Here is a 16,139-nt window from a genome sequence, read left to right as displayed (position 1 = left end):
GTGCGGATGGGCGAGGCGTCAGAAGCTAGCGAGCCCTCGTTACGCGAACCGGCCGGTCACCCACGGCATTGCTACGTCTGCGTTGCCATACCCCGGATTCGTGTTACGGACGGGAAAACCGCCACGCCGCAACGGATAGGGTCCGCCCATGCTCCGTGCCCTCAGCTTCGTCGGGGTGTGCATAGTCCTGTCCGGACTGCTGGTCAACGTGTACCTCGCGATCGTCGCGCGCGGCGTCACCCCCGCCGAGTACGGCGACTTCGGCGCGTTCTGGTCGATCGCGCTGCTGGTCGGGTTCGGTGCTTTCCTGCCGGTGGAACAGGAGTTGGCACGCCTCGGGCCACGCGCGCTGCGGTCGGCCGCGGTCGTGGCGATCGGCATCGCCCTGGTCGAGAGCGTGTTCGCCGCGTTCCTCTCCCCCGCCGTCGTCGTGCTGTGCTTCCTGTCCGCGGCCCAGTTCCTGGTGCGCGGCGCGTTGATCGGCAGCGGGAGGCTGTCGTGGCACGGTGGCCTGCTGGTCGCCGACACCGCCCTGCGCGTGCTGTTCGCCCTGCTCGCCGGGTGGCTCGGCGCGACGACGAGCGCCCAGTTCGAGTGGACGCTGGTGGCGGCGGTCGCGGTGGCGCACCTGCCCGTGCTGGCCGCGATCTGGTGGCAGGGCGAACGCGAGGTGCCCGTGCGCGAGATCGCCCGCTCGGTCGCGCCGTTGCTCGTCGGGTCCTTGTGCGCACAGTTGCTGCTCAACGGCATTCCGGTCGTCGTCGCGGCCGTCGCGGAACCGGGGGAACGGGCCCGCGCCGGGGTGTTCCTCGCGGCGTTCCTGCTCGCCCGGGTCCCGCTGTTCGTCGCGGTCCCGTTGCAGACGGCGTTGCTGCCGGTGATCGCGGGCAAGCCGAAGCGGGCCGTCGTGACCCGGCTCGCCGTCCTGCTCGCGGTGGCCGGGGCGGCCGGGGTCGCGGTGGCGTTCACCATCGGGCCGTGGCTGGTGCAGCTGGTGTTCGGGCATCTCTACGTGGTGTCCGCGGGTGATCTCGCGCTGCTGGCGCTGGGGGTGGTCGCGCACCTCGGGTTGATCGTCACCACCCAGGCGCTGGTCGCGGACGCCCTGCACAGCCGGGTGGCGTGGAGCTGGGCCGCCGGCGTCCTGACCGCGGCGGCGACGTTCGCCGTCATCCCCGATCTGGTGCTGCGCGCGGAGATCGCGTTCCTCGCCGGATCGCTCACCGGACTGCTCGTCGGGGTCCGGTTGCTCACTTCCCCACGACAGGAGAGCGAACTGTGCTCGACGACCTCGTCATCGCCCTGACCTACTACTCGCCGTACGTGTCGGGCCTGACCAACTTCGCTCGGGACGTCGCGGAGGGTCTCGCCGAGCGCGGGAAGCGGGTCAGGGTGGTCACCACCCGGCACGACCCGTCGTTGCCGCACGAGGAGACGATCAACGGCGTGCGGGTCAGCCGCGCGCCGGTGCTCGCGAAGCTCGGCAAGGGCGTGATCAGCCCGGCGTTCGCCGCGATGGTGCGCGAGGCGTCCGCGAACGCGCGCGTGCTGAACCTGCACCTGCCGATGCTGGAGGCCGGTCCGGTGGCGGCGCTCGCGAAGTGCCCGGTCGTCGTGACGTACCACTGCGACGTCAGCCTGCCGCCCGGTGCGGTGAACGCGGTGCAGGGCAAGGTGATCGACGCGTCCAGCCGTCTCGCGATGCGCCGCGCGGCCGCCGTCGCGGTGACGAGCGAGGACTACGCGCGGGCGAGCAGGCTGTGGCCGTCGATCCGGCCGCACATGGCCGCCATCCCGCCGCCGTGCCGCCCGGTTGCGGCCGGCACGCCCCGGTTCCGCGACGGCGACGGCCCGCACGTCGGGTTCCTCGGGCGGATCGTCGAGGAGAAGGGCGTCGAGCACCTGGTGGACGGGTTCCGCGCGCTGCCGGACCCGTCGGCGCGGCTGCTGATCGGCGGCGACTTCGGCAACGTCGCGGGCGGCAGCGTCATCGACCGCGTCCGCGCGCACATCGCGGGCGACCCGCGGATCAAGCTGCTCGGGTTCGTGCCGGACGAGGACCTGGGCGACTTCTACGCCTCGCTCGACGTGTTCGCGCTGCCGTCGGTGAACGCCTTCGAGGCGTTCGGGATCGTACAGGTGGTCGCGATGCTGGCGGGCGTGCCGGTGCTGGCGAGCGACCTGCCCGGCGTGCGGATCCCGGTGCGGGAGACGGGTTTCGGCGTGGTCGTGCCGCCCGGTGACGCGGCGGCGATCACGGCGGGCCTCAGCTCGCTCTTCGACAGCCCGCCGATGTCAGACGGCGCGGCCGACGCCAGGTACAGCGTTCCGGCCGTGCTGGACGCCTTCGAGGCGTTGTTCGAGAAGCACGCCCGCCCGGCCGTGTCCTAGCCCGCGGACCAGACGCGGCCGGCCCACACCTCGGCCTCGTCCCTGCTCTCGTACTGGGGCAGGTACGGGCCGGCCGCGACGAGCACGCCGAGCGAGTGCAGCAACTCCGCCTGCGCCTGCGAGGCCACGCCGTGCGCGCCCACCACGACGCCCAGCTGCCCCGCCCGTTCGACGAGGTGGCTGATCTGGCGGCGGGCCCACTCGGGGGCCTCGCCGGTGGCGGTGACGGCCACGACCGGGCCGACCAGCATCACGCCGGGCACCGGGAGTTCCAGCGCGGCGACCAGTTCGAGGTCGGGCAGCCCGGCCACGTCCATCACGAACACGATGCCGAGCCGCGCCAGCACGCCGATCGACTCCTGCAGGTCGCCCCGCTTGTCCAGCAACGAGGCGCTGTTCGTGCACAGCATCAGCCGCCGCGCGTCCACGCCGCGCCGGTCGAGTTCGGTGCGGACGATGCGGACCAGGTCGGGGTCGATCGCCATGCGCTGCGGCAGGTTCAGGCACACGACCGGAGCTGCGTCGGCGAACCGGGCCCACCAGTCGGCGGCGGTCTCGACGGCTTCCGCGAGCAGGTGCCTGCCCAGCGGCATCGTCATGCCGGTGAGTTCGGCGAGCGCGTAGACCTCGTCCGCGCCCAGCGGCCCGAGCGACGGGTGCCGCCAGCACAGGCTCGCCTTCAGCGACGTGATCACCGGGGCGTCCGGCAGCACGACCTGCGGCTGGTAGACGAACCCGACCTCGCCGACCTCGATCGCACCGGCGAGCGAGGCCGCCAGGAAGTAGCGGTCCCGGGCCGTGCGGTCCGTCTCCGGGTCGAACAGCACCCACTGCGACTTGCCGAGTTCCTTGGCGCGGTGCAACGCGACCTCGGCGGAGCGGGCCAGCGCGCTGTGGTCGGCGCCGGCGCAGTCCGCGACCACGACGCCCACGCTCGCGCTCACCCCCACGCCGACGCGGGAGTCGTGGTAGACCGGCTGCGCGAGCCGGTCGATCATCTCCTCGACCAGTGCCACGACGGACTGCTGGGTGATGTCCCCCTTGAGCGCCACCGCGAACTCGTCGCGGAACAGCCGCGCGATGAAGGCGTTCTCGTGCGCGAACACCTCGCGCAGGGTGGCGGCGGTCGCGTACAGGACGCGGTTCGCGAGGTCGGGCCCGAGGCCGTCGTTGATCACGCCGAACCCGTCGACGTCCAGGAACAGCACGGCGATCCGGTCGCCGTCGGCCGGCCCGCCGACCATGCTCTCGAGCTTCGAGCGGAAGTAGGCGTCGTTCGGCAGGCCCGTCAGCGAGTCGTGCAACGTCTGGTGCCGGAACGTCTCCTGCAGCTGCCGCAACTCCTGCTCGTCCTCGAACAGGAAGAGCAGCCCCTCCTCCGGCAACGCGGTCGCCGACACCCGCACGTACCGGCTCGGCGCCTCCGCCGACACGATCTCGGCCTCACCGCGCACGACGAGGTCGGCGTTCTGGCGGAGCTTGTTCACCGTGTCGGCGAGGAACGCCCCGGTGGCCCCGGTCGTCGCCATCTCGCCGATGCCGAACCCGACGCGCGCGCCGATCTCGGTCTTCTCGACGAGGTCGGTGAAGGCGGGGTTGGCGGCCCGCACCACCCCGTCGGGGTCGGTGATGACGGCCGCGGCCGGGCAGGCGCGGAAGAACGCGTCGAACCGCTGCGGGGCGCTGCCGGACGTCGTCACTGCGACACCTCACACCAGCCCGTTCGGACAGCACAAGGGCAACAACCCCGCTGCTGGGCCAACGGGGTGACATCGGCGCCGAGGTTCATCGTTTCCACCGCCCGTTCGCGCAGCCCGAAGCCCCCCGGAGACGTTCGGGCCGAAAGCACGACCGGTTCGCACACCGCCGAATTCCACCTGACCTGGGCTGCTGAGCTGCGGAAACACGCGTGATCGACGGTACACGCCCGCCTGGCTCAGCGACGTTTCCGGCCCAGCACCATCAACGTCTTGGTGCCGATCACGAAGCCGCCCTCGCGCATCCGGTCGATCACGTCGCGCACCTGGGCGACGTTCGTGAGCCGCACCCGCGCCAGGGCGTCGGGATCGCCCGCCACGGTGACGATCTCCTGCACCTCGGGGATGCGCATCATCGCGTCGGTGACCTCCTCGACGCTGACGTCGCCCGCGAACCTGAGCTCCACCCACGCCTCCAGGCCCGCGCCGAGCTTGCCGTGGTCGACGAGCGCGGTGTAGCCGGTGATGACGCCGAGGCGCTCCAGCCGTTCGATGCGGCGCTTCACCGGGGCGGGCGAGAGGCTGACGCGGTCGGCGATGTCGACCAGCGACCGGCGGCCGTCCTCGATCAGCAAGGCGAGGATCTCGCGGTCCAGGTCGTCGATCGAGTCGGCCATGAGCCGAACTCTAGTGGTTTGCGCAGTTTTTTAGCGCGAGCTGGGTGTTCCGGCGGCGGAAAACTGCACTTAGACCTCGAAATCACGCGTGATACTTGCGGCCCGTTCCCGGGCTTGGTTCCACTTCGTGCCATGACGACGTTGAGCGAGCGCACCACCGCCACGGACCTGGACGTCCTGCGGAGCGTGGAGCAGCGGGTGCTGTGGCTGTCGACGGCGATCGTGGACCACGCGAACCGCGTGCGCCCCAACGCCTCCGGCCTCAAGGTGGGTGGCCACCAGGCGTCCAGCGCGTCGATCACGAGCATCATGACCGCGCTGTACTTCGAGCATCTCCGACCGGAGGACCGGGTGTCGGTCAAGCCGCACGCCTCCCCCGTGCTGCACGCGATCGAGTACCTGCTGGGGCAGCTCGACGCCGACGCCCTGACGACGTTGCGCTCGTTCGGCGGCCTGCAGAGCTACCCGTCGCGCACGAAGGACCCGGTGCCCGCCGACTACTCGACCGGGTCCGTCGGCATCGGCGCTACGGCGCCGATCTGGGGCGCGCTCTCGCGCCGGTACGTCGGCGGGCACTTCGCCGAGCAGCCGCTGGGCAGGCAGTACTCGCTGGTGGGTGACGCCGAACTCGACGAGGGCGCGGTCTGGGAGGCCATCTGCGACCCGATGGTCACGGCGCTGGGCGAGATCGTCTGGATCGTCGACTTCAACCGCCAGTCGCTCGACCGGGTCGTGCCGGTGCTCGCCGCCGACCGGATGCGGGCGTTGTTCACGGCCGCGGGCTGGCAGGTGATCACCGCCAAGTACGGCGCCGCGCTGGAGGCCCTGTTCCGGCGGCCCGGCGGGGAGGCGTTGCGCGACCGCATCGACACGATGACCAACGCCGAGTACCAGCGTCTGCTGCGGCACACGCCCGACCGGTTGCGCTCGCTGCTGCCGGGTGACGGTCCCGATGCCTCGCGGATTTCCTCTCTGGTGTCCGATTTGGACGATGAAGAGCTGGTGACGGCGTTGCGTTCCCTGGGCGGGCACGACCACGCGGCGTTGCGCGCGGCGTTCGCCGAGATCGACGACAGCCGGCCGACGGTGATCATCGCCTACACCGTGAAGGGACACGGCCTGCCGACCGCCGGGCACCCGCAGAACCACTCGGCACTGCTGTCCGGTCCCCAGTTCGAGGAGCTGGCGGAGCGATCGGGGATGTCCGCTTCCCAGCCGTGGCAACGATTTACGCCCGGCAGCGCCGAGGAACTGCTGTGCCGCTCCGCGGCCGCCCGGCTGCTCCGCTCCCCCGTCGCGCCGACGGAACCACCTGCCGTGCCGGCCGACCTGGGCCGCACCCCGTCCGGCACCGCCACCACGCAGTCGGCACTCGGCCGCACCCTGCTCGACCTGAACCGCGTCGCACCGGAGGCGGGCGCGCGGGTCGTCACCGTCTCCCCCGACGTCAGCTCCAGCACGAACCTGGGCGGCTGGGTGAACAAGGTCGGCGTGTGGTCGACCAGTGAGAACGTCGACTGGTTCGCCGACGACGCCGAGACGATCCTGCACTGGCGCGAACGCCCGACCGGCCGTCACATCGAGCTGGGCATCGCGGAGACCAACCTCGTCGGCCTGCTGGGCGAGCTCGGCGCGACCTGGAACCGTTGGGGCCAGCCACTTCTGCCGATCGGCGTGCTCTACGACCCGTTCGTCTCGCGCGCGCTGGAGCCGTGGTCGTTCGGCCTCTACGCGGGCGGCCAGTCGATTCTCGTCGGCACCCCGTCCGGCGTGACGCTGGCCCCCGAGGGCGGCGCGCACCAGTCGATCACCACCCCGTCCATCGGCATCGAACAACCCGGCTGCACGACGTGGGAACCGGCCTTCGCCCTGGACACCGAGTGGTGCCTGCTGGCCGCACTGGGCGCATTGGGCAAACCCGACGGCACATCCGCCTACCTGCGCCTGTCGACGCGCCCCGTGGACCAGACGTTGGCCGCGGTTCCTTCCGACCCCGCCGCCCGCGAACGCCGCCGCCGCCAGGTCGTCGCCGGCGGCTACCCGCTGCGCCGCAACGCCTCCGCCGACGTGACGATCGTGACGATGGGTGCCCTGGTCACCGAGGCCCTCGCCGCGGCCGACCGCCTGACCGCTCTCGGTGTCACCGCCGACGTCGTCTGCCTGACGAGCCCCGACCTGGTTTTCCGTGCGGTGCAAGCACGTCGAGGTCGTTCGGACGCCCCGACGTGGATCCTCGACACGCTCTTCCCCGCGACGCCCCTGGTCACCGTGCTGGACGGCCACCCGCACACCCTGGCGTTCCTGGCGGGCGTCACCGGTCGCGGCGCCGTGCACCTGGGCGTCAGCGCGTTCGGCCAGTCCGGCGACCTGGACAGCGTGTACCGCCACCACGGCATCGACACCGACAGCATCGTCAGCGCCGCCCTGGACGTCACCGCTCGGCCCTGACCCCCTCGACCACCGACAACGGCCCCTCCGACCCGACGACGCGCTCCACCCGGAGACCGGCCTTCTCGAAGAGCCGCTCGAACTCCTCCGCCGTCCGTTCCCGACCGCTGACCAGCATCATCATCACCAGGTCGAGCAGCTTGGCGTCCTCAGGCTCGTCCCCGGCGCCCACGACCGCGTCGAACACCGCGATCCGGCCGCCGGGGACCATCGCCTCACGGCAGTTGCCCAATATGCGCACGCAGGCGTCGTCGTCCCAGTCGTGCAACACGTACGACAACAGGTAGACGTCGCCCCGGGGCACCTCGTCGAAGAAGTCACCGGCGACCTCGGTCCACCTGCCCTCCCCGACCCCGTCCGGCACAGCCCCCGGAAGCACGTGCGCCTGGTCGAACAGCACTCCGTCCAGGCCGGGGTTGCCCTTCAGCACGTCACTCAGGAACCCACCTCTGCCGCCGCCGACGTCCACGACCGTTCCCCCGCCGGGAAAGTCGTACTCGTCGAGCGCCAGCCTGCGCGCCGCCCCGGAGAAGCTGCCCATCCCGCCGTGGAACTCGGCCCTGGCCGCTTCGTCCTCCGCGACGTGGTCGAAGAACGGCTTGCCGTACAACGCCTCGAACGACGGCTTCCCGGTGCGCAGGCTGGTTCCCAGCTCGAACGCACTCTGCCAATGCGTGTCCATTGTGGACATGACAATGCCCCACCGCGCCGAGTACCGCGAGTCCGTGCGCAGCCCCTGCCCCAGCGGCGTCAACGAGAAGCCGCCCGGCTCCCGCCGGAAGATCCCGCCGGCGGCCAGCAACCGCAGCATCCGCCCGAGGCAGTCGGCGTCGGTCCCGGTCTCCCGCGCCAGCTCCTCCACCGGCCGCGGTCCATCGCCGAGGTGGTCGGCCACCCCGAGCACCGCCACCGCCCGGAGAGCGGCGGCCTTCAGATACGCGTGCGCCTCCCCGATGAGGTGCACCGCCGAGGCCTCGGGACTGGTCATGGGCAGAACCGTATCGCCACCTTGGGAGAATCAGGCAAATTCTCCAGGGCTTCTTGACCCGTGTGGGTTACGCGCCGCCAGGAATGTGTCAGAGCTGATTCTCGCCGCCGTCGACGTAGAGGTTGGCGCCGACGATGAAGCTGCTCTGCTGCGAGGCGAGGAACGCCACCGCGTCCGCCACCTCCTCCGCCGTGCCCGTGCGGCCGATGGGCACCCGCGCAGCGAAGCCCGCCCGGACCGCCTCGTCCATCCCGGCGACCGCGGGGGTGTCGATCGTGCCGGGAGAGACCGCGTTGACGCGCACGCCGCGATCCTTGAGCTCGTTGGCCCAGGTGCGGACGTACGACCGCAGCGCGGCCTTGGTCGCCGAGTAGGTGCCGAACCCCGCGACACCGTCATCGGCGCGGACCGAGAGGTTCACGACCACCGTGGCGCCGTCGTTGAGCAACGGCAACGCCTTCTGGACGCTGAACAGCGTGCCGCGCACGTTGACGGCGAAGACCTGGTCGAAGTGCTCCCCGGTCGTCTCCTCGAGCGTCGCGAACGCACCGACACCCGCGTTGGCGAACAACGTGTCCACACCCCTTCCCCTGGCCCGGACCGCGTCGTAGAGCCGATCCAGGTCGGCCGGGTCCGCCACGTCTCCGCGCACACCGGTGGCGTCACCGACCAGTTCCACCGCGGCGTCCAACTCGACCTGCCGCCTGCCGGTGATGAACACGTGCGCACCTTCGCCGGCGAACCTCCGCGCGGCGGCCAGTCCGATCCCGCTGCTGCCGCCGGTCACGACCACCGTCTTGCCCTCGAACCGCGCCATCTGCCCTCCCAAGACTTCGGTACCGATCGGTACCGAAGTCGACCGTATCACTTACGGACCGATCGGTACCGAATAGGTAGACTGGTGGCGTGACGGCGATCGGCAGACCCAGGAGCTTCGACGCGGACGAGGCGCTCGAAGCCGCCATGCTGGTGTTCTGGCGGCACGGCTACGAGGGCGCGAGCCTCACCGACCTCACCGCGGCCATGGGCATCACCAGGACCAGCATGTACGCGGCGTTCGGCAACAAGGAAGAACTCTTCCGCAAGGCCCTGGCCCGCTACGACGACGGCCCGGCCTCCTATGCCCTGCGCGCCGTCGACGAACCGACCGCCCACGAGGTCGCCAAGGCGTTCCTCGAAGGCGCGGTCCTGACCACGACCCGCCCGGACGGCCCGCAGGGGTGCCTGGGCGTGCAGGGCTCGCTCGCGGCAGGAGAGGCAGCCGAGACCGCGCGCCAGATCCTCGCCGAGTGGCGCGACAAGGGCCGCCGTCTCCTCGAAACGCGGTTCCGGCGCGCGGTCTCGGAGGGCGATCTGCCGACCGGCACCGACGCGGGCAGGCTCGCCCTGTACGTCATCACCGTCGGGTTCGGGATCTCGGTGCAGGCCGCGAGCGGAGTGAGCCGCGCCGATCTGCGGGGCATCGCCGACACGGCCCTGCACAACTGGCCCGTCGTCCAGTCGCACTAACCGCTCAACGGAAAGCCCATGCGCGCGTAGCGAATGGACGTTCGGCGACTTCGACCACCTCGGCGCGGGCTTCTGACCGCAGCACAACGGATCCGTCCCCTGTGGATGGCTCCGCCGCACCGCATTTGACGGCGACCGGATCGGCTGTCGATGAGAACGACCGCGTTCGCACCGACAGCCGGAACCAGAGGTGCTAGTCGCGTTCGATCAGGTGGCCGATCACGTCCGGGCCGGGGTGTGCGTGGCCCGAACCGTCCCGGCGCGGGTCGATGTCCGGTAGCTCCACCGGGCTGCCCTTGTCGTCGGCACCGGCCGGGCGGGAGCCGATCCAGGCGAGCACCAGGTGCGTCTCGCCCTTGAGGAAGCGCTGCGAGCGGACGCCGCCGGTCGCTCGGCCCTTGGCCGGGTACTCGCTGAACGGGGTGACCTTCACGCTCTGGCCGGAGGAGGTGACGACCATCGGTTCGCCGTGTTCGTCGTCGTCGGTGCGGATCGCGCCGAAGAAGACGACCTGGGCGTCGCCGCTCAGGTTGATGCCCGCCATGCCGCCGCCCTTGAGGCCCTGCGGGCGGACGAGTTTGGCGTCGTAGCGCAGCAGGGACGAGTCGGAGCTGACGAAGGCGAGGGTTTCGCTGCCGTCGGTGAGCCAGGTGCAGCCGACGATCTCGTCGCCGTCCTTGAGGGTGATGACCTCGAACTCGTCCGAGCGGACCGGCCACTCCGGCACGCACACCTTGACGGTGCCGAGCTTGGTGCCGAGCGCTATGCCGGGTGAGTCCTTCGGGTCGAGCGGGGCGATGCCGACCACCTTCTCGCCCTTGTCCAGCGGCACCAGTTCGGAGGCCGCCATGCCGCCGCGCAACGAGACCGTGCCGCTTTGTTCGGGTAGCACCGGTAGTGGGAGCACGTCGGTCTTGAACGCCCGGCCCAGGTTCGTGATCAGGACGACCTGGCCTCGTGCCGTCGAGTGCACGACGGCCGCCACGGCGTCGTGCTTCACGCGGCCCGCGCGGCGCTTGCCCTCGGAGGCCTCCTCCGACTCGGCCGCGGTGCGGGCGACCAGACCCGCGGCGCTCAGGATCACCTGGCACGGGTCGTCGGCCACCTCGAGCGGGCCCGCCGGCTTGGAGGCCGCGAGGACCTCCTTCAGGTCGCCGTCGATGAGGCTCGTACGGCGCTCGCCGCCCAGTTCCTTCGCCACGGCGGCGAGCTCGGTCGAGACGAGCTTCTTGAGGACGCCCTCGTCGTCCAGGATCGCGCTCAGCTCGGCGATCTCCTGGCGGAGCTTGTCCTGCTCGTTCTCGAGCTCGAGCTTGTCGAACTTGGTGAGGCGGCGCAGCGGCGTGTCGAGGATGTAGCTCGCCTGGATCTCCGACAGCGTGAACTGCTTCATCAGGCCGTCCTTGGCGGCAGCGGCGTTCTCGCTGCCCCGGATCAGCTTGATGACCTTGTCGATGTCGAGCAGGGCGAGCAGCAGGCCCTCGACGAGGTGCAGGCGTTCCTCGCGCTTGCGGCGGCGGAACTTCGTGCGGCGCGTGACGACGTCGTAGCGGTGCTGGAGGAAGACCTCCAGCAACTCCTTGAGGCCGAGCGTCTGCGGCTGGCCGTTCACGAGCACCAGGTTGTTGATGCCGAACGACTGCTCCATCGGCGTGAGGCGGTAGAGGTCCGCCAGCAGCGCCTGCGGGTTCACGCCGACCTTGCACTCGATGACGAGGCGGATGCCGTTCTCGCGGTCGGTGAGGTCCTTGACGTCCGCGATGCCGGTGAGTCGCTTGGACTTGTTGACCTCGTCGGTGATCTTCTCGACGATCCGCTCGGAACCGACGCCGTACGGCAGTTCGGTGACCGTGATGGCCTGGCGGCCGCGCGAACCCTCCAGCGGGCCGATCTCGACCTTGGCCCGCATGCGCACGACGCCGCGGCCCGTCTCGTAGGCCTTCCGGACCTCGTCGAGGCCGAGCAGGATGCCGCCGGTCGGCAGGTCGGGGCCCGGCACGAACTCCATCAGCTTGTCGAGGTCGGCGTTCGGGTGGTTGATCAGCCACCGCGCCGCGCCCACGACCTCGCGCAGGTTGTGCGGGATCATGTTCGTCGCCATGCCGACCGCGATGCCGGACGTGCCGTTGACCAGCAGGTTCGGGAACGCCGCCGGGAGCACAGACGGCTCTTGGAGTGAGCCGTCGTAGTTGGGACGGAAGTCGACCGTTTCCTCGTTGAGCTCGCCGACGAGCTGCATGGCGACCGGGGACATGCGGCACTCGGTGTAACGGCTCGCGGCCGGTCCATCGTCTGGACTACCGAAGTTCCCGTGGCCGTCGATCAACGGCTCGTTGAGGCTGAAGTCCTGGGCGAGGCGCACAAGGGCGTCGTAGATGGCCGTGTCGCCGTGCGGGTGGAACTTGCCCATCGTGTCGCCTACGACGCGCGACGACTTCACGTACGCGTGCGTCGGCCGGTAACCCTGCTCGTGCATCGAGTAGAGGATGCGGCGGTGTACCGGCTTGAGGCCGTCGCGCGCGTCCGGGAGGGCACGCGAGTGGATGACCGAGTACGCGTACTCCAGGTAGGAGTCCTCGATCTCCGTCTTCAGCGAGTTGTCGAGAACCGTCTTACCGGCCCGGTCGAACGCGGCTGGGTCGACCTTGGTCGTGGGTCCCTTGCGGCGTGCCATGACTTCGTGACTCCGTCTGTTTCTTGAAGGCTTAGAGGTCGATGGCCGACTGGTCGACCCTGGCGGCGGACTCGACGAGCCAGTTGCGGCGCGGCTCGACCTTCTCGCCCATCAGCAGTTCGAGGGCCTCTTCCGCGGCGTCGGCGTCGTCCATGGTGATGCGGCGGACCGAGCGGCTCGACGGGTTCATCGTGGTCTCCCACAGTTCGTCCGCGTCCATCTCGCCGAGGCCCTTGAACCGCGGGACCGGGGTGACGACCTGCTTGCCGGCCTTTTCGAGCTGCGCGACCTTCTGCTCCATCTGGCGCTGGGTGAAGGTGAAGTGCGTCTCGGCGTTGCGGCCGCGGGTCATGACCTTGTGCAACGGCGGCATGGCCGCGTAGAGGCGGCCGTCCTCGATGACCGGGCGCATGTACTTGGCGAACAACGTGATCAGCAGCGTGCGGATGTGGCTGCCGTCGACGTCCGCGTCCGCCATCAGGATCACGCGGCCGTAGCGCATGGCCGAGATGTCGAACGTGCGGCCGGTGCCGGCGCCGAGGACCTGGACGATGGAGGCGATCTCGGCGTTGCGCAGGGTGTCGGCCAGCGAGGCCTTCTGGACGTTGAGGATCTTGCCGCGCAACGGGAGCAGCGCCTGGTACTCGGAGACCCGCGCCATACGAGCGCTGTTGTGGACGAACACACCGGCTTCGAGCGCGAAGTTGTGGTAGCCGTCCACTGTCAGGTCGTAGACGTCCTCACGCTCCGGCAAGGCCTCGACGGAGGCGACGGTGTGGTTCACCATCGACGCCGCTTCGCGCAGCCGCCCGAAGTCGTCGTCGTAGTGCGCCAGGACGTTCCGGAACTTGAGTCCCGTCTTCGCGTTCTGCTTGCGGTCGAGTTCGTAGGACAACGCCAGCTCGAAGTTCGACGGCGTGTCCAGCATGGGCGCCAGGCGCTTCAGGGCGGCGATCCGACGGCCTTCGGTCTGCCGCGCGACCCTCTCCGCACGCGGAGTCGAATCGACGTACCGACGGCGGCCCTCCTGGACCTTCTCCAGGTGACCGGTGGACGCGTCAGCCATGCGCTGCCTCATCCGGGCGGAGTGCTCGCGGCCGAACTCCGGGTTGTTCTCGTGCCAGGTGAGGATCGTGTCACGCTGCCTCTGGCGTTCGGCCGGATCCGCGAACTGCTCGGTCGTGGCGCGGGAACGCCAGGCGAGCAGTTCCTCGTCCTGCCACTGCGCGAGCGAACGCTCACGCCACTCCTCGCGCTTGCCTGGCTGCGCGAAGAACACGCGCACCCGCTCGGCTGCCGCGGCGCGGTGCTCGGGCTTTGCCCAGTACTCGGCCTGCAACGCACGCATGCGCTCGGCGTAGACGGCCTTCTCGCCCTGGCTCAGTGCCGAATACCAGTCGCGGAAGCCCTGCTCGATCCGGGCGCGGAACTCCGGGTCCTGGTTGCGGTCAGCGAGCCGCGCGAGGCAGGAGGCGCGGAACTCCGGGTTCTTCCACTGCTCGGACAGCATGGCGGACTTGAACTCGGTGCCGCCCGCCGCGAGCCACGCGCGGTAGCCCTCGTGCACGTGTTCGCCCATCAGCGCGGCGTGCAGGGCCGCGTGGTCCTCCCACGTCATCCGCTGGAGGTTGCGCGGGTCGTTGTTCCGCTTGTCGACGTCGACGTGGTGGCGGACGTTGCCGTTCTCCGCGCTGTCGAAGCCGTGCCGCAGGTTGTAGGCGTCGGCCAGGTAGTGGGTGTAGACCCACTCCTGCCGGTCGTTCATCCAGACCCGCTCGTACCCGTCGAGGTTGTGGCCCTCGGCCTTTGACGACACCGACCGGTACAGCGGCATCAGCGAATCACCGGGCTGCAGGGCATCGGCACGCCGGTAGGAACCGTCCCGCAGCCGGAACAGGTGGTCGGGCGTGCACCGCACGGACTCGCCGTTGTCCAGCGTGACGCGGACCAGCGGCGCATCCTTCTTCGTCAGCCGCGGCTCGACCAGCGGGACGACGACGACACGACCGGCTTTGTTGGTGGCGTAACCGAAGTGCGTTACGCCGCGCTCCCAGTCCTCGACGAGCTCGCCGAAGGACAGCGACCTGCCGGACGCGAGCGAAACGCGAGTTTCCTTCACAAAACACCCGAGCGCGCTGTCGCCCTCCACGAGGAACAGCTCGGACCGCGACACGCCCGTGGTGCGGCAGTCGACGAGCTTCGCGGGCATCGCGGCGCCTTCCAGCGCCGTCTTGCGGCGGGCCGCGTCCTTCTGCTGCTTCTGGGTCAGGCGGACGCGGGAGGCGTCGACGACCTTCTGCAGGACGGTCTTGGCCTCGACCTTGGTCTTGCGGTCCTCGGTCCAGGCGCGGACGTGCTGGTCGACGATGCCCTGCAGCACCTTGGTGATGCCGGCGGTGGAGAGCTCGTCCTTGGTCTGCGAGGTGAACTGCGGTTCGGGGATGCGGACGTGGACGACGGCCGTCATGCCTTCCAGCACGTCGTCGAGCGTCGGCATCTCCTCCTTGGGCTTCAGCAGGCCGCGCGTCTTGGAGATGGCGTCCTGGATCGACTTCAGGACGGCGCGGTCGAAGCCCCGGCGGTGGGTGCCGCCGTGCATGTTGCGGATGGTGTTGGTGAAGCACTCGACGGTGCGCTCGTAGCCGGTGCCCCAGCGCAGCGCCACCTCGACCTCGGCCTGACGCTCCACTTTGGACCGCATCACGCCGTTCTCGTCGGCGGCGTTCTCGAAGTAGGCGCCCGTGCCGGTGATGACCAGGGTCCCGGAGACGGCCCGGTCGCCCGAGGGCGCCAGGAACTCGACCATGTCGGTGAGGCCGTTGGGGTAGTGGAAGACCTCTTCGGAGATCGAGTCTTCCAGGGCGGTCCGCAGCACGTAGGTCACGCCCGGCACCAGGAACGCCGTGTTGCGCAGCTTGGCGCGGACCGTGTCCACGTCCAGGGCGGCGCCGTTCTCGAAGTAGCGGGCGTCGTACCAGTACCGGGTCGAGGTGCCGGTCGACTCGTTGCGCTTCATCTTGCCGACGACGTTCAGGCCCGACTGGCGGGTGAACTTCGCCTTGGGGCCGGGGCCGTCGAAGACGCCGGGCACGCCGTGGGCGAACGACATCTCGTGCACCTTGCCGCCGCGGCGGACGGTGACGTCGTAGCGGTGCGAGAGGGCGTTGACGGCGGAAGCGCCGACGCCGTGCAGGCCGCCGGAGGTCTTGTAGCCGGAGCCGCCGAACTTGCCGCCGGCGTGCAGCTTGGTCAGCACGAGTTCCACACCGGACAGACCGGACTTCGCGTGCACGTCGGTCGGGATGCCGCGGCCGTCGTCGTCGACCTGGACGCTGCCGTCGGCGTGCAGCGTCACGACGACGCGCGTGGCGTGGCCTGCGACGCCCTCGTCGGTCGAGTTGTCGATGATCTCGCTGAAGAGGTGGTTGATGCCACGACTGTCGGTCGACCCGATGTACATGCCGGGCCGTTTGCGGACGGCCTCCAGACCTTCCAGGTGGGTGAGGTCGTCGGCCCCGTACAGGGTCTCTGCGGTCACGGGTACTGCTCCCTGATTGTGTGCGGACTGCCAGCAGGGTATCCGTCCCCACCGACAATTCTTCGCAGGACGCCCGTCACGGAGGTGGAAACCGCCCCGGACGGCGCGTCAGTGGAACGTGAAACCGGCCTCTGCAACCCGTCGACCTGCGAAAACAGTCGAACCAGCCCCAAACGAGACCGGTTGGCGAACGTCACGCACGCGAGCGCGCGTCAAG

The 16,139-nt window shown here is 70.1% G+C and carries 10 protein-coding genes; 4 read left to right on the top strand and 6 right to left on the bottom strand.

Annotation, left to right across the window (positions count from 1 at the left end; translation table 11 throughout):
* Positions 1-148 precede the first annotated feature (148 nt).
* On the top strand, positions 149-1,306 hold the full coding sequence (locus QSK25_RS01300) for a lipopolysaccharide biosynthesis protein (protein WP_285631190.1): 1,158 nt from the start codon (positions 149-151) through the stop codon (positions 1,304-1,306).
* A complete protein-coding gene (locus QSK25_RS01295; RefSeq protein WP_285631187.1) occupies positions 1,279-2,391 on the top strand; it encodes a glycosyltransferase family 4 protein in 1,113 nt (370 codons plus the stop codon). Before QSK25_RS01300 ends, QSK25_RS01295 begins: the two co-directional genes overlap by 28 nt.
* Here QSK25_RS01295 and QSK25_RS01290 read toward each other — a convergent pair.
* Positions 2,388-4,091, bottom strand: a complete 1,704-nt coding sequence (locus QSK25_RS01290) for a diguanylate cyclase domain-containing protein (RefSeq protein ID WP_285631184.1) — start codon at positions 4,089-4,091, stop codon at positions 2,388-2,390. The genes QSK25_RS01295 and QSK25_RS01290 overlap by 4 nt on opposite strands.
* A 236-nt stretch (positions 4,092-4,327) precedes the next feature.
* On the bottom strand, positions 4,328-4,765 hold the full coding sequence (locus QSK25_RS01285) for an Lrp/AsnC family transcriptional regulator (protein ID WP_285631181.1): 438 nt from the start codon (positions 4,763-4,765) through the stop codon (positions 4,328-4,330).
* Positions 4,766-4,897: 132 nt separating this feature from the next.
* Here QSK25_RS01285 and QSK25_RS01280 point away from each other — a divergent pair, with 132 nt between their 5' ends.
* Positions 4,898-7,213 carry a thiamine pyrophosphate-binding protein gene (locus tag QSK25_RS01280; RefSeq protein ID WP_285631178.1) on the top strand — a complete coding sequence of 772 codons (2,316 nt, stop codon included), beginning with the start codon at positions 4,898-4,900 and terminating at the stop codon, positions 7,211-7,213.
* On the opposite strand, the gene QSK25_RS01275 is transcribed toward QSK25_RS01280, so the two are convergent.
* Positions 7,197-8,201, bottom strand: coding sequence for a methyltransferase (locus QSK25_RS01275; RefSeq protein ID WP_285631175.1), 1,005 nt, complete (start codon positions 8,199-8,201; stop codon positions 7,197-7,199). The genes QSK25_RS01280 and QSK25_RS01275 overlap by 17 nt on opposite strands.
* Before the next feature lie 88 nt (positions 8,202-8,289).
* Entirely contained in the window at positions 8,290-9,018 is a 729-nt protein-coding gene (locus QSK25_RS01270) for an SDR family oxidoreductase (RefSeq protein WP_285631172.1), read from the bottom strand.
* A gap of 89 nt (positions 9,019-9,107) precedes the next feature.
* Here QSK25_RS01270 and QSK25_RS01265 point away from each other — a divergent pair, with 89 nt between their 5' ends.
* Positions 9,108-9,710 (top strand): TetR/AcrR family transcriptional regulator, encoded by a 603-nt coding sequence (locus QSK25_RS01265; RefSeq protein WP_285631169.1) that lies wholly within the window; start codon positions 9,108-9,110, stop codon positions 9,708-9,710.
* A 193-nt stretch (positions 9,711-9,903) separates the two neighbouring features.
* Here the strand turns inward: QSK25_RS01265 and QSK25_RS01260 are convergent, their stop codons facing one another.
* Positions 9,904-12,384, bottom strand: a complete 2,481-nt coding sequence (locus QSK25_RS01260) for a DNA gyrase/topoisomerase IV subunit A (protein WP_285631165.1) — start codon at positions 12,382-12,384, stop codon at positions 9,904-9,906.
* A gap of 31 nt (positions 12,385-12,415) precedes the next feature.
* Complete coding sequence (locus QSK25_RS01255) at positions 12,416-15,922, bottom strand: ATP-binding protein (protein ID WP_285631162.1); 3,507 nt, start codon at positions 15,920-15,922, stop codon at positions 12,416-12,418.
* Between the last annotated feature and the right edge of the window lie 217 nt (positions 15,923-16,139).

This window comes from Lentzea sp. NBRC 102530, assembly GCF_030269365.1.
Lineage (GTDB): Bacteria > Actinomycetota > Actinomycetes > Mycobacteriales > Pseudonocardiaceae > Lentzea.
The sequence above is the reverse complement of the archived record's forward strand: the minus strand, read 5'-3'. Positions and strand labels throughout refer to the sequence as shown.